This is a genomic window from Thermodesulfovibrio aggregans, from assembly GCF_001514535.1.
GTDB classification, from domain to species: domain Bacteria; phylum Nitrospirota; class Thermodesulfovibrionia; order Thermodesulfovibrionales; family Thermodesulfovibrionaceae; genus Thermodesulfovibrio; species Thermodesulfovibrio aggregans.
Window position 1 is genome coordinate 965,358 of sequence record NZ_BCNO01000001.1, and the last position, 13,376, is coordinate 978,733.

12 protein-coding genes are annotated in these 13,376 nt (G+C 32.8%); 2 read left to right on the forward strand and 10 right to left on the reverse strand.

Annotated features, from left to right (window positions below; all coding sequences use genetic code 11):
- Window positions 1-2: 2 nt before the first annotated feature.
- Genes TAGGR_RS11080 through aspS form a run of 4 tightly spaced genes read right to left on the reverse strand, consistent with a single transcriptional unit; the run spans window position 3 to window position 3,844 of the window.
- Window positions 3-926, reverse strand: a complete 924-nt coding sequence (locus TAGGR_RS11080; protein ID WP_059176216.1) for a diguanylate cyclase — start codon at window positions 924-926, stop codon at window positions 3-5.
- Window positions 919-1,755: an HDOD domain-containing protein gene (locus TAGGR_RS04870; protein WP_059176217.1), complete on the reverse strand. Its 837-nt coding sequence runs from the start codon at window positions 1,753-1,755 to the stop codon at window positions 919-921. The genes TAGGR_RS11080 and TAGGR_RS04870 overlap by 8 nt, the downstream gene beginning before the upstream one ends.
- Window positions 1,752-2,042 carry a hypothetical protein gene (locus TAGGR_RS04875; RefSeq protein WP_059176218.1) on the reverse strand — a complete coding sequence of 97 codons (291 nt, stop codon included), beginning with the start codon at window positions 2,040-2,042 and terminating at the stop codon, window positions 1,752-1,754. The genes TAGGR_RS04870 and TAGGR_RS04875 overlap by 4 nt, the downstream gene beginning before the upstream one ends.
- Window positions 2,043-2,059: 17 nt before the next feature.
- Window positions 2,060-3,844 (reverse strand): aspartate--tRNA ligase, encoded by a 1,785-nt coding sequence (gene aspS / locus TAGGR_RS04880; protein WP_059176219.1) that lies wholly within the window; start codon window positions 3,842-3,844, stop codon window positions 2,060-2,062.
- Between the two features lie 143 nt (window positions 3,845-3,987).
- Here aspS and rgy point away from each other — a divergent pair, with 143 nt between their 5' ends.
- Complete coding sequence (rgy, locus tag TAGGR_RS04885) at window positions 3,988-7,392, forward strand: reverse gyrase (RefSeq protein WP_059176220.1); 3,405 nt, start codon at window positions 3,988-3,990, stop codon at window positions 7,390-7,392.
- Here the strand turns inward: rgy and TAGGR_RS04890 are convergent.
- From TAGGR_RS04890 to TAGGR_RS04915, 6 genes are read right to left on the reverse strand one after another with little or no spacing between them, the layout of a single operon-like run.
- Window positions 7,372-7,848 (reverse strand): hydrogenase 3 maturation endopeptidase HyCI, encoded by a 477-nt coding sequence (locus TAGGR_RS04890; RefSeq protein ID WP_059176221.1) that lies wholly within the window; start codon window positions 7,846-7,848, stop codon window positions 7,372-7,374. The two genes, rgy and TAGGR_RS04890, sit on opposite strands and share 21 nt — an antisense overlap.
- Window positions 7,835-8,305, reverse strand: a complete 471-nt coding sequence (locus tag TAGGR_RS04895) for an NADH-quinone oxidoreductase subunit B family protein (protein WP_059176222.1) — start codon at window positions 8,303-8,305, stop codon at window positions 7,835-7,837. The genes TAGGR_RS04890 and TAGGR_RS04895 overlap by 14 nt, the downstream gene beginning before the upstream one ends.
- A gap of 13 nt (window positions 8,306-8,318) precedes the next feature.
- The gene (locus TAGGR_RS04900) at window positions 8,319-9,770 is read right to left on the reverse strand and encodes a complex I subunit 5 family protein (RefSeq protein WP_059176223.1); all 1,452 of its coding nucleotides are present in this window, start codon (window positions 9,768-9,770) and stop codon (window positions 8,319-8,321) included.
- On the reverse strand, window positions 9,767-10,411 hold the full coding sequence (locus TAGGR_RS04905; RefSeq protein ID WP_059176224.1) for a hypothetical protein: 645 nt from the start codon (window positions 10,409-10,411) through the stop codon (window positions 9,767-9,769). The genes TAGGR_RS04900 and TAGGR_RS04905 overlap by 4 nt, the downstream gene beginning before the upstream one ends.
- 1 nt (window position 10,412) lies before the next feature.
- Window positions 10,413-11,327: a respiratory chain complex I subunit 1 family protein gene (locus TAGGR_RS04910; RefSeq protein WP_059176225.1), complete on the reverse strand. Its 915-nt coding sequence runs from the start codon at window positions 11,325-11,327 to the stop codon at window positions 10,413-10,415.
- Window positions 11,324-13,210 (reverse strand): complex I subunit 5 family protein, encoded by a 1,887-nt coding sequence (locus tag TAGGR_RS04915; protein WP_369688460.1) that lies wholly within the window; start codon window positions 13,208-13,210, stop codon window positions 11,324-11,326. The genes TAGGR_RS04910 and TAGGR_RS04915 overlap by 4 nt, the downstream gene beginning before the upstream one ends.
- Here TAGGR_RS04915 and TAGGR_RS10910 point away from each other — a divergent pair.
- Entirely contained in the window at window positions 13,104-13,376 is a 273-nt protein-coding gene (locus TAGGR_RS10910) for a hypothetical protein (RefSeq protein WP_059176227.1), read from the forward strand. The two genes, TAGGR_RS04915 and TAGGR_RS10910, sit on opposite strands and share 107 nt — an antisense overlap.

The window sequence follows — 13,376 nt, forward strand, 5'->3', positions numbered from 1 at the left end:
ATTTATTTTCTTCTTCTGTCAATTGCGTATCTTTTTTCTTTTTGTTTCTTGGCAACAGATTTCATCATAGAAGCAACCTCAGCCATTTCACTGAAATGCTTAAAAGTTCTAAATTGATTGGAGGTTATTCCAACAGATACTGTCATTATGGGATAAAGATGAGTTTTACCTTCTCTGTCTACTGATTCTATGTAACCTTTTCTTATGTCTTCTTCGTCATAGAAGTTTATCACAAGATTATCAAATATATTTATTATTTTTTGCGTTGTTTCTTCAATCTTTTCAGGACTCATTATATAGACAAAGTCATCACCACCTATGTGTCCTACAAAACTTCCATTTGGCTGTTCACTTCTAATAATATTGAGAATAAGTCTTCCAAGCATCTTTATGACTTGATCACCTCTTGAAAATCCGTATTTATCATTGAATGGCTTAAAGTTGTCTAAATCTGCGTATGCCAGAGCAAAAACATCTCCTCTTTGAAGTCTTTTCTGAATTTCTCTCTGTATAACAAGATTGCCTGGAAGCTTTGTCAGGGGACTTGTTGCTATTACTCTTTCCAGTCTCTCAAAACATAGATTTATTCTCATTGGTAAGTCTATCTGTAGCTCATTAACTCTCACATAGTCATCAACAATAAAATTCTGCCAGTCTTCAGTGTAAAAATCAGGAGAAACTATTGCTAACACATTCATTGACACGAAAAGTGGATCACTTTTTAAATCATTAATAATTGAAACTTCAACAAAAGGATTATTTACTGCCTCTATAAGAACTAAATCGGGAACTTCATCATATATGATATCAAGAGCTTCTCTAATCTCTTCAAAATAGTAAATTTCATAAGAAGAGTCAAGAAGAATTTTCTTTATGACCTTTTTTATTTCGGGACTTTTAACAATAACGATAATTTTTTTAGTCATCAGAAAAGAAAATTTCTCCTGAGGTAGTTATAGGTTCTTCTGCTTCTTTGAATATTTCTGAGATTTCGTCTCCTTTAAGATTTAAAATTTCCCAGGCAGAAGAATGAACTGAAGGAACAAAAATTTCGCCTGAATATCCAACTCCTCTTGCCAGTGTAAGTATATTTGATAAGTGGACAACTGCAGTTTCTTTCTGATACTTTTCAGCCAGTTGAGGTCTATGATGATACATTATTGGTTCAACAAGTTTTAAAGGAAAATTCCATTTTTTTGCAATAATTCCTCCAACTTCTGCATGAGTTATTCCAAAATGTTGTCTCTCAATTTCATAAAGAAAGCTTTCTTTTTCTTCAACTGAGTTTATTAATTTGAGATAATCATCTTTGAATGCCATTATTAAAATTACTTTTCCAATATCATGCAAAAGTCCTGCAATGGATATTTCCTCAGGAGACGGTAACTCTTTTTTAATCGCCATAATTCTTGCAAATATGGCTGTTGAAAGAGAATGTTCCCACAGTCCTATCATACTTTTTTGCATTATTTCAAAAACTGAAACACCAAGAAGAAGTCCTTTAACAGCATTCAATCCAAGAATTACCATTGCATGGCTTACAGAGGAGATTCTTCCAGGGAATCCGTAAACAGGAGAGTTAACCATTTTAAGTATTCTTGCAGTAAGCGTAGGATCAGAGGATACAAAATCAGTTATTTTTTGTAAAGATACTCTGGGGTCTTCTATAACTGATAAAATTTTTTTCAAGATTGGAGGAATTGTCGGAAGACTTTCTATTTTTTCAATTCTTCCAAGTACTTCCTGAGCATTCATTTATAAAGTTCCTCAATGTGACTTTTCAAAATCGTTTTTATTAGCAGGGTATGTGAGTCAGTAATTTTTTTAAACCTTTTTTCAATTTCCTCCAAGATCTCTTCCTTTGGTCGCATCTCTTTCTGTCCTTCTACATATAAAAAATCTATGTTCATCATCAAAAGTTTATCTATTAGAGAATCTGTTAGTTCCTTGCCTGCTGGAACAACAACCATACCTGATTCATTAACTATATCTTTCAAAATTTTCATCCCTGGTTTTGCCTTATCAACTGGAATTTTTATCATCTTGTTTAAATTATACCTTAAATATCAAGTTTTATGTGTAATTCCTTCAACTGCTTTAAATCAACCTCTGAAGGAGCTTCACTCAATGGACAGAATGCTTTTTGCGTTTTTGGAAATGCTATAACATCTCTTAGAGAATTCGCTCCTGTCATTAGCATAACAAGTCTATCAAGACCTAAAGCTATTCCTCCATGAGGAGGAGCTCCATAACAGAGAGCTTCCACAAAAAATCCGAATCTTTTTTTGACTTCTTCTTCTGAAATACCAAGTATTTTAAATATTTGTTCCTGAAGCTCTGACCTGTGAATTCTAATACTTCCTCCACCAAGCTCATAACCATTAAGAACAATATCATAAGCCTTTGCTTTTATATTCTGCACAGGGCTTTGAGGATCTCTGAAAGCCTCTTCGGGCATTCCCAGTAGTTTCTCTATATCCTCATCCTTAGGAGATGTAAAAGGATGATGCATGCTTACAAATCTTTTTTCTTCTTCATCCCATTCAAATAAAGGAAAATCAGTAATCCATACAAAACTAAAACCTTCTCTTTTTATTCCTGCCTTTTCAGCAATTTCAAGTCTCAGTCTTCCAAGAACTTCATTGGCTACAGATTTTTTATCGGCGACAAAAAGAAGCATGTCTCCATCTTCAGCTTCTGTTATCTTAGCAATCTCTTTAATAACTTGTTCCGGGAAAAATTTTACAATTGGAGATTCAAATCCATTTTTAACTTTTATCCATGCAAGTCCCTTTGCACCAAAAGATTGAGCTAAAGCTACGAGTTTGTCTATCTCGCTCCGTGTAAGTGATGCAAAACCTTTACCACATATAGTTTTTACAACGCCACCCTTTTCAATTGTGTCAAGAAAGACTTTGAATTGACTGTTTTTAACAATTTCAGTAACATCATGAATCTCGAGTCCAAATCTTAAATCAGGTTTATCTGAGCCATATTTATTCATTGCTTCTTCATAAGTAAGTCTCTTGAATGGTATCTCAATATCAATGGAAAGAACCTCATTGAAACACTTAAAAAGCATTTCTTCAACAAGGGTTAAAATATCTTCTATTGTAACAAAGGACATCTCAAGGTCAATCTGAGTAAACTCTGGCTGACGATCTGCTCTTAAGTCTTCATCTCTAAAGCAACGGACAATCTGAAAGTATCTATCAAATCCTGACATCATAAGAATCTGTTTGAATAGCTGAGGAGACTGAGGAAGAGCATAAAATGTTCCTGGATTGAGTCTGCTTGGAACAAGAAAATCCCTCGCACCCTCTGGTGTAGATTTTGTAAGCATAGGAGTTTCTATTTCAAGAAATCCTTTTGAATCAAGAAAATTTCTTACTGACATAGTTACTCTATGTCTTATAAAGAAGTTTCGCTGCATTTCTGCTCTTCGAAGGTCAAGATAACGATATTTTAATCTTAATAACTCAGCAGTCTCATCAGCCTCATCAAGTTGAAATGGTAAAGACTTTGAAGTAGATAAAATTTCAAGTTCTGATACCCAGAGTTCTACATTACCTGTAATAAGTGCTGGATTTTCAGTACCTTCAGGTCTTCTTTTAAGAATCCCTTTTACAGAGATTACATATTCTGTTCTTAAACTGTGAGCTTTTTTATGGATTTCTGTTGACATTTCAGGAGTAAAAACTATTTGAATAATTCCTGTTCTGTCTCTTAGATCAACAAAAATTAGACCTCCATGGTCTCTTCTACGAAAAACCCATCCGCAGAGTCTTAACTCTTTACCAATTTCTTCTTCTTTAACTTCTGCACAATATTTATCTCTAAACATTTTTCCTCCTGCTAATAGATTTAACAAATTTTTATTATAGCAGAATAAATTCATCCAGTGAAAATAGTAGTCTCGTTTAAAAGCCCTTAAAAAATTAGTAGCTCTTGAAATACACTATAACAAGAGGCGATAATAAGAACTATATGATTTTAAGTCTATTTAAAGGCTTATGCCCTAACTGTGGTGGAGAGATAGCTTCTCAAAGACTGGATAAAGGACTTCCCTGTGAAAAGTGCCTTCCAAATGAAGAAGATGACCCCTGTAGTTTTATAAAATCTGGAAATTATAAAGAAGTTTGCCTTGTTAAAGAATATGTCCAAAAATGGGAAAAAAATTTTGAAAAATACGTAAAATCAAAACCATGGAGTCTTCAAAAAACTTGGGCAAAAAGAGTTTTTTCTGGCGTTTCCTTTGCTTTGTTAGCTCCCACAGGAGTTGGTAAGACCTCGTTTGGAATCTCTATGGCATCATATCTTGCAAAATTGAATAAAAAATCATACATTATTGTGCCTACAAAACTTTTAGTTGAACAGGTTTCAGAGCGTTTAAAAAATTTTGGACTTAAAGATGAAATTCTTGGTTTTGTCGAAACTAATGAAAAGCTTAAGGAAAGATTGAAAAAAGGAGATTTTCAAGTTCTTGTTACAACCTCAATGTTTCTTTACAAAAATCAGGAAATAATTCCACCAGACTTTAGTTTTATTTTTGTTGATGATGTGGATTCCTTTTTAAAAACAGCAAAAAATGTTGACAAAGTTTTGTATTTACTTGGATTTTCTTCATCTGAAATTAAAAAAGCTCTTGAAGTTATTGCTCTTAAGGCAAAGGTAAAGAAAACTGATGCTGATTGGGAAAAAATAAATGAAATTCAAAAGGAACTATATAGTTTAAGAAATACCAAAAAAGGCGTGCTTGTAGTATCTTCTGCTACAAGTCAACCCCGTTCAAACAGAATAAAAATTTTTCGTGAATTGTTAGGATTTGAAGTAGGAACTCCAACATTTTATTTAAGAAATGTGATTGATACTTTTACTGAAAAAGGTTCATTAGTGGGGTGGATTAAAAGACTTGGTAAAGGAGGTTTAATTTTTATCTCGTCAGATAAAGGAAAAGAAAAAATAGATGAAATCATAAAAGAACTCAAGAAAAACGGAATAGAAGCAGTATCATATGAAAATTTAAATGATAGAGCAATATCTAATTTTGAAAAAGGTAGGATAGATGTTTTAGTAGGGATAGCCTCCTATAAAAATCCTTTAGCTCGTGGATTTGACATGCCTCAAGTTGTAAGATATGCAATCTTTTATGGAGTTCCAAAAATTGTTATTTCTTTAAAATTTGAGTCAAACTTGAGTCATCTTCTTTGGGCAGTTTCTTCAATTCGTTCTTTTATCGTTAAAAAAATGCCAAAGTACACACAAAAAATAAATAGTTGGATTAATCAATTAAGAAAATTTCAGTATTTAGCAGAAGATTTTATAAATTTAAAACCCTCTCTCAAGCAGACAATAGACAATTTAAGAGAACAAATAGGTGATTTTTTCTCATCAAAAGAAGTTCTGGATTTATTGAATTCTTCTGATGAAATAACTTTAAGATTTACAGAAGAAGGCTATATGATGGTGGTATCGGATGCTACAGGGTATCTTCAGGCAAGTGGAAGAGTTTCAAGGATGTACGCTGGTGGAATAACAAAGGGGCTTTCTTTAGTTTTAGTGGATGATACAGCTACATTTAAGCATCTTCTACGAAAGGTAAAATGGTTCAGCGATGAAATAAAGTTTTTGCCTGTAGAAGAGATTGATCTGAGCAGTGTTTTAAAAGAAATAGATGAAGATAGAGCAAAAATTAAAGAATTTTTAATGACAAGAAAGCCTCAGGATAGTAAAGATCCCCTGAAACCGGTGTTAGTTATTGTAGAGTCTCCGAATAAAGCAAAAACTATTGCAAACTTTTTTGGAAAGCCTGTAAGAAGGAAAATTTTTGACCACGATCTTTTTGAAACCTCAATTGAAGATAGATACATAATAATAACATCCTCTTATGGACACATCCTTGATTTAGTAAAGAATGAAGCTTTTTATGGAGTAGTAGTTAATGAAAGCATTATACCTATATATAAAAGCATTGAAGGTAAAGAATCAATAATCGAAAGCTTAAGAAAGGTTTCTTTAGAGGCAGAACAGGTTCTTATTGCTACAGATCCAGATACAGAAGGAGAGAAAATCGGCTGGGATATTAATGAGATTTTAAAACCTTATGTTAAAGATATAAAAAGGATGGAATTTCACGAAGTTACTAAAAAAGCAGTAATTAAAGCATTAAAAGAGCCAAGAGATTTTGATTTTAATCTTATTAGAGCACAGATTGTAAGAAGAATTGCTGACAGATGGGTTGGTTTTGAGTTTTCTCAGTTACTTCAAAAAAATTTTGGCAAACAGACTCTTTCAGCTGGAAGAGTTCAGACTCCTGTTTTAGGCTGGATAATTGAAAGACAAAAAGAACACACGCAAAAAATTTACAAAGTTTCATTTTTCATAGAAGAGAATAACAAAAAATTGCGATTAAATTTTGAATTCGAAGACAAACAGGAAGCTATGAAATTTTTTACTGATTTAAAAGAAGTTCAGCTTGAAGTTATTTCAACCTCAGAAAAGATAGAAATGCCTCCACCTCCTTATAGGACTGATACAATGCTTAAAGATGCTGGAGATTTTTACAGATTTTCTTTACCAAAAACAATGGAGCTTGCTCAAACTCTTTTTGAACTCGGATTCATAACTTATCATAGAACTGATTCCCAAAGAGTTTCCGATGCTGGAATTAATGTGGCAAGAGATTTTATAAAAGAGGAGTTTGGTCTGGAATACTTTTCCCCACGAATTTGGTCTGAAGGAGGTGCCCATGAGTGCATAAGACCTACAAAAGCAATTGAACCAGAAGAATTAAACTCTATGCTTATAACTGGCCAGATTGAAGGATTAAGTAAAGAGCATCTCCTTCTTTATGAAATGATTTTTAGAAGATTTATCGCAAGTCAGATGAAACCAGTTAAAACTAAAAATGTTGAGATAGTTATTAAAGCATTAAATAGAGAACAGAAGATAAATTTGCGGACAGAGATATTTGAAGAAGGTTGGAACAAGATATTAAATATTGAAACTTATCCAGAACTGCAGGGCATTTTTGATGTATCAAAAACAAAACAGTTCAGGCAGCAACCAAAGGTTTATCTTTATACTCATAGTGAGCTTGTTGCAAAAATGAAGGAAAAGGGAATTGGAAGACCTTCAACCTATGCCAGCATTGTTGAAAAACTTCTTGAGAGAAAATATATCATTGAATCAAAAGGTTTTTTAATTCCAACAGAACTTGGTAAAGCTGTATATTTCTATTTAAGTAACAGAGAAGAGATAAAAAACTTTCTTTCAGAAGAGTTTACAGAACAACTTGAATTATTTATGGATAAAATTGAAGAAGGTGTTCTTGATTATGAAAAAGTGCTTTTTGATTTGTATGAGGAAATTTTAAAAACGAGAAAGCAGTAAAGCTTTAATCAGAATATTTTTTAAAGTTTCTGCAACATCTAAAATTTTTTCACTCATCCTATTTCCAAAATCTGTGTTTTCAGGCTGAATACCAATTATTAAGATTTCAGTTTTAATTCTTGATTTTATATAATCAATGCACATTTTAAGATTTGTCTGGTGGGTTGATATTCCTGTATGATACAAATCTTTCTTTTCTAAAAAAACTACAGACCCTGGCTCATGATTCATATGTAAAGCATCAATAAAAATAACAGTATCTGGTTTATGATGAACTATTTTTTCAATAAATCTTTCAGGTTGATCTTCGCAGTCAACTAAAATTGCATCTATTTTTTCATTGCTTAATTTTTTTACAATGTATGAACCGACAGCATCGTCTGCTCTCAAGGAATTTCCTATTCCTGCTATTAAAACTCTTCCCTTAATTTTACTTAAAAATTCATTCAACTCCAATTTGTTCTGCAATAAGGGGTTTTATTTTCTTTTTAGATATTCCGAGAGCTTGAGCAATTCCGAAGAGAATTGCTTCTGGACGAGGTGGGCATCCTGGTATGTATAAGTTAACGGGTATTATTTTATCAACTCCACCAACTACATTGTAGCTGTCAAACCATATACCACCTGCTGTGGCACAGGAGCCAAGAGCAATAACAATTTTTGGTTCTGGAGTTGCTTCATAAACTGATTTGACAAACTCTACAGTAGGTCTTGTTACAGGTCCTGAGATAACAAGTGCATCTGCATGACGGGGAGAGCTTACTGCCTTCATACCGAATCTTTCAATATCATAGTAAGGAGTAAGAACATCAAGAAGTTCTATATCACAGCCATTACATGCTCCTGTATTAACATGAAATATCCATATTGATTTTTTTAGAGCCTTTTGTGCGAGTTTTTTAAGTAAAGACATCTGAACAACCTCCTTATCCTGCTGTTTTAATAATTCCTTTTGTTGCCATGTCAATCATTGGATAAATAATTTCTGGATATATTCCAAAAACTATTAATAAGATAACTAAAACTCCTGTACAAAATATGATTGAAAAAGGAACAGAACTTTTGAAAACTTCCATTTTTTCATTTTTCTGCCAGAATATTGATATTGCAGTCCTTAAAAGAGCAATGGCACAGACAAATTCCGATAATATTAAAACTACTGATGCCCACAGGAAGCCTTCATTTGTCAGGGCAATAAATATCGTAATTGAACTCAAAAAGCTTGCTGTAAGAGGCATTCCTCCTACTGCCAGCGAACCAATGAAAAAGAATATTGTAACAGTTGGCATTTTCCCTATTGATTCCTTTATTTCCTCAACTATTCTGCTTCCACAGGCATAAATTATTGCGCCTGTAGCAAAGAATAAGACTCCTTTCATAATTGTATGATTGATAATATGGAAAATGCCTCCAAATAAACCTTCATAGTTTTTTAAAGCCAAGGCTGATGCTATAAATCCCATTTCACTGATACTAATACAGGCAATCAACTTCTTGATATCCCTTTGATTGAATGCAATAACAGCACCTATAAGCATGCTTAATGATGAAAGAATTATAATCAGAACTTTTATCTCTTCATAGTTAAAAGAAAATAGTGTAACTGTTCTGGCTATTCCATAAAATCCGAGTTTTGTTACTGCTCCAGCTAAAAATACTGTTATAGCTGATGGAGACTCTGCATATGAGTCAGGCAACCAAAGATGGAATGGAACTAATCCTGCCTTTGTGAAAAATCCAACAATAAATAAAAATGCAGAAAGAAGAGCAATATTTCTTGGTAAAGTTTTAATTATTTCACCAATATTGCTTATCATTACAGTTTTTCCAGCCATATAGAAAAGAAGAATAATCCCGAGTAAACTAAAAAGAATTCCCACATTGACTAAAATCAGATATTTGAATCCAGCCTTTAATGATGTCTTGTTTAAGTTAAAAACTATGAGATAAACTGAGACAATACTGCTTAGTTCAAGTGCTATATAGATCCAGAAAAGATTATTCAAAATAAAGGCAAGATTCATAAATGCTAATGCAATAAGTATGACACTATAATAGATATGAAAGCTTTCTTTTCTATGGCTATAAACTTTGCCAATATATTTTGGTGAATATAAAATTACCATTAAAGCAACAAACTCAACCATTAACTGCATTAGCAGGCTTAATCCATCAATGTAAAACACTTGTCCATAAAATAGTGTTTTTTCATCAGATGAAAACAGTGTATTCCACGAAAGCACAGTACCAACAATTGCCAGAACTATTGATACAATGGAAATAAAATCTCTTATTAAAGCTCTTTTACCAAAAAGAAGAATTAGTAAAGAGCCTAATGCTGGAGAGATAAAACTCAGAGTGAGCATAATAAAACTCATTGTTCACTCCCTTGAGAATTTATTTCTTTGAATTTTTTAATTTCCTCTCTGAAAAATACTTCATTCAGTCTTATAGTAAGATAAACAAAAAATAGCACTGCCACAACAAAATTAAAAGTTAATGAAATTTCAATAAGCTTTGGCATATGAGGAATCATGCTTATTATCAGGAAGTGAATTCCGTTTTCAATAATAAAAAAGCTTATTATCATTTTTATCATGTCCTTTTTTGATATGAATAGATACAATCCATAGATAACAAGGGTTAATCCGCAGGAAAAACCTGAAAGCACCTGAGGCAGTTGATAGACTGTGAATATCTTAACAAAGTGATAACCAACAGAAAGAACAACTATTGATAGGGCTATGGAAAGAGGATGAGAAATTGAAGGTTTTTCCTCTGTTTCAACTCTATTTTTTAAACACTTAAGCAAGAATAAAGGCATTAGAATGGCTCTTACAACCAGATCAACTACTCCTATCAAATAGAGAGAGGATATTTCGTAGATATAACCTATGGTAAAGACTGCAACAACAATTAAAAGACTATGAGGAACAAGACTTAAAGTTGAAAACTTTAAGCTTTTAGCTTCTCCTGCAAGAAAAGTAAAGAATAAAATTGCAATAAATATTATCTCCATACTAAACTCCTAAAAGAGCTAAAAATATTGATGTTAGTGAAAAAAGAGCAAGAGTTAGATTATATTTCAAAGCCTGATCAATTCTGAGTCTTGGATTTAGAGCTTCAATAAGGGTGCTTATAAAGATAATTGCCGTTACTTTTATTAAGGCTATCAATATGTTTAACAGAGAGTTTTCTGAAAAAGTCCATGGAATAAAAATCTGTGTAAAAACAAGACAGAAAAGAACCTGCCTTGACATATTTGCCCATTTAACACAGGCATATTTAGGACCGCTTAATTCAATAAGTACACCTTCTGCAATCTCCTGTTCAGCTTCAGATATGTCAAATGGAATTTTACCAATCAAAGCCTGAAGTGATAGAAACACACAGACTGTTGCAAGAAGCATGGAGACATTTGGTCCGTTTGAATAATACCATGTAACAATATCACCAATTTTAAAAGAGCCAGCATTTATAGCACCTGTTATAAGTGCAATTGCAAGAATTGGCTCAACTGAAAGATGAAGCATCATTTTACGGGATGCACCAATAAAGGCAAAAGGATTTTCAGAGGCTGAAGCAGTAATAATTATTGCAATTCCAACAACTGTAATTATATAGATGAAGAGAAATATATCTCCCCAGAAATTTAGCGGAGGAATCAATCCAGTAATAGGTATTAAAAGAGATGCCATACCAATGCTTACAACTGAAAGATATGGTGAGAGTCTGAAAAGGGGATTTATAGTTGATTTTAAGTCTTCCTTCCCCATTAACTTGATAATGTCATAGTATGACTGAAGAGGTGGAGGTCCTACTCTGCTTTGAATCAATGCTCTTACCTTTCTTGTAAATCCATCAAAAAAAGGAGAAAGAAGCAAAACAACAAACAGGTTTACAATGGTTGAATATATGAGAAATTCAGGATTCATAAGCTTCCTCCTGAAAAATAAAACAGTAAAATCAAGATAAAAATACTACCAACTATGAGCCATGCAATATATTTTTTTGTCGTCGAGTTATGTAATTTCTCAGCTGATTCAAATAGTTTTGTCAATCTGTTTGCAACTGGATAATAAAGCCATTCATCGGGATGAAGAATTTTTAAAAATTTTTCTGGCACTGAAACTTTTATTGATGGAGTTGTAACAGGATAAAATCCTTTAAATTGAATCTTTCCAATTCTGAAACTTACAAGGTCTTTAAAGGGCTGATAAAAGCTATGTCCTCTATACGCTACTTCTTCAGGAGTATGTTCTTTTCCACCATACCATGTTTCTACTTCTCTCTTTGGAGTTCCAGCATACTTTTCAAAGGAAAATATAAGAATACTGAGAATTATCAAAGGAATCATAACGAAAACAGGAAACCATGCCCCCTGAGAATAATTTTTAATAAAGTTTATATCAACTCCTGCAAAATTAACTGTGAAAACTGAGGAAAAATCCGGTAAAAAGTTGTATGAAGCCAAAGTGGCAGCATAAATAATTTTTAAAGAAATCATTGGAAATAATCCTGTTAAAATACACAATCCTGCAAGTATAAGCTGTGGCAGAACCATGCTCCAGGGTAAGTCTCTTTTTTCATCAAATGTGCCTTCAAGCTTTCCCATAAAAGCAGAGTTTACAAACTTAAGAAAAGATGCCAGAGTTACTGCAGAGATAAAAACAGAGATTATTCCAAAAACTATGAAAGTTCCCCTGGTCAGTAAGAATACTTCTGACTGTTTTGCTGACCAGATGGAGGACTCAAAAATGAGAAGTTTTGAAATAAAACCATTAAAAGGTGGAACTCCGGCTATTGATAAAGAGCCAATTAGAGCAGTTATTGCTGTAAGTGGCATTACTTTCATCAATCCTGAAACCCTGTTAAGATCAGTTGTTCCTGTTTTATAAAAGATAGAGCCGGCATTTAAAAATAAAAGGCTTTTATAAATGGAGTTATTGAAAACATGAAATAATCCTCCAACCAGTGCAACAGCAGCGACAAAAGGATTAATTTTTATAAAATAGAGTCCCACACCAATGCCAAGAAGCATATATCCAACCTGTCCAATTGCATGAAAGGACATGAGTCTTTTAGCTTCATCCTGTGTTAATGCAGCAATTGTTCCAACAAATATTGAAAAAACTCCCGAAACTGCGATTATAAACCCCCATACTTGAGTATAAAAAGAAACAGGAAACACTGAGCAGAAAAATCTGAGGAGTGCATAAACTGCAAGCTTTGACATTACTCCACCAAAGAAAGAAGAAGCAGATGAAGGAGGTTGCGGGTATGTATTTGGTAACCAGAAACCAAAAGGTAGAACACCTGCCTTTGTTACAAAGGCAATAAAAATAGAGAACAATATAAAATGGGCAATTGCTGGATGATTATTGATGATAAACTCAAAACTTTTGTTTATTGCTTTAAAAGAGAAATCATTGCTGTATGAATAAATAATTACAGAGGCAAGAATTAAAAATGCTGTTGTTACATGGGTTGCGATAAAGTACTGAAGTCCTCCCTTAATTGCTGATTTTTTTTCTCTTTCAAAAACAACAAGAAACCATGAACTGAGAGTCATAAACTCCCAGAAAACTATGAAAAACAGAATGTCTTTTACACAGACAACTCCTGAAGAAGACATAAAAAGCAACATTAAAAATGGATAAAAACTAACAGGTGAATTTTCTTTATAGGCATTAAGATACTTCCATGAAAACATGGAAACACAGAAAGAAATAATAGAGATTATTAAAAGAAAAAGAGCAGATAGAGAATCAATGCTTAAAAGAAGTGAAGAATTCAGAATTCCCTTAAATGAAAACACTTCATATTCAATAACTTTATTTTCTGATATCACATCTATTGAAACAGAGAAGAGACAGAGTGAAGAAATAAGCGTTAAAGTGGTAGCTAAAAATCCTGAAATAGTTTTATTTTTGATGAATGATGTCAGTATGGCACCACAAATCAGGGCTAAAAATGAAACATAG

What these genes read in the sequence shown, in the direction of transcription:
- TAGGR_RS04875 (WP_059176218.1), bottom strand. Translation starts at nt 2,042, where the DNA reads ATGATAAAAATTCCAGTTGATAAGGCAAAACCAGGGATGAAAATTTTG.
- rgy (WP_059176220.1), top strand. Translation starts at nt 3,988, where the DNA reads ATGATTTTAAGTCTATTTAAAGGCTTATGCCCTAACTGTGGTGGAGAG.
- TAGGR_RS10910 (WP_059176227.1), top strand. Translation starts at nt 13,104, where the DNA reads ATGGAAACACAGAAAGAAATAATAGAGATTATTAAAAGAAAAAGAGCA.
- TAGGR_RS11080 (WP_059176216.1), bottom strand. Translation starts at nt 926, where the DNA reads ATGACTAAAAAAATTATCGTTATTGTTAAAAGTCCCGAAATAAAAAAG.
- TAGGR_RS04910 (WP_059176225.1), bottom strand. Translation starts at nt 11,327, where the DNA reads ATGAATCCTGAATTTCTCATATATTCAACCATTGTAAACCTGTTTGTT.
- TAGGR_RS04895 (WP_059176222.1), bottom strand. Translation starts at nt 8,305, where the DNA reads ATGTCTTTACTTAAAAAACTCGCACAAAAGGCTCTAAAAAAATCAATA.
- aspS (WP_059176219.1), bottom strand. Translation starts at nt 3,844, where the DNA reads ATGTTTAGAGATAAATATTGTGCAGAAGTTAAAGAAGAAGAAATTGGT.
- TAGGR_RS04900 (WP_059176223.1), bottom strand. Translation starts at nt 9,770, where the DNA reads ATGAGTTTTATTATGCTCACTCTGAGTTTTATCTCTCCAGCATTAGGC.
- TAGGR_RS04905 (WP_059176224.1), bottom strand. Translation starts at nt 10,411, where the DNA reads ATGGAGATAATATTTATTGCAATTTTATTCTTTACTTTTCTTGCAGGA.
- TAGGR_RS04870 (WP_059176217.1), bottom strand. Translation starts at nt 1,755, where the DNA reads ATGAATGCTCAGGAAGTACTTGGAAGAATTGAAAAAATAGAAAGTCTT.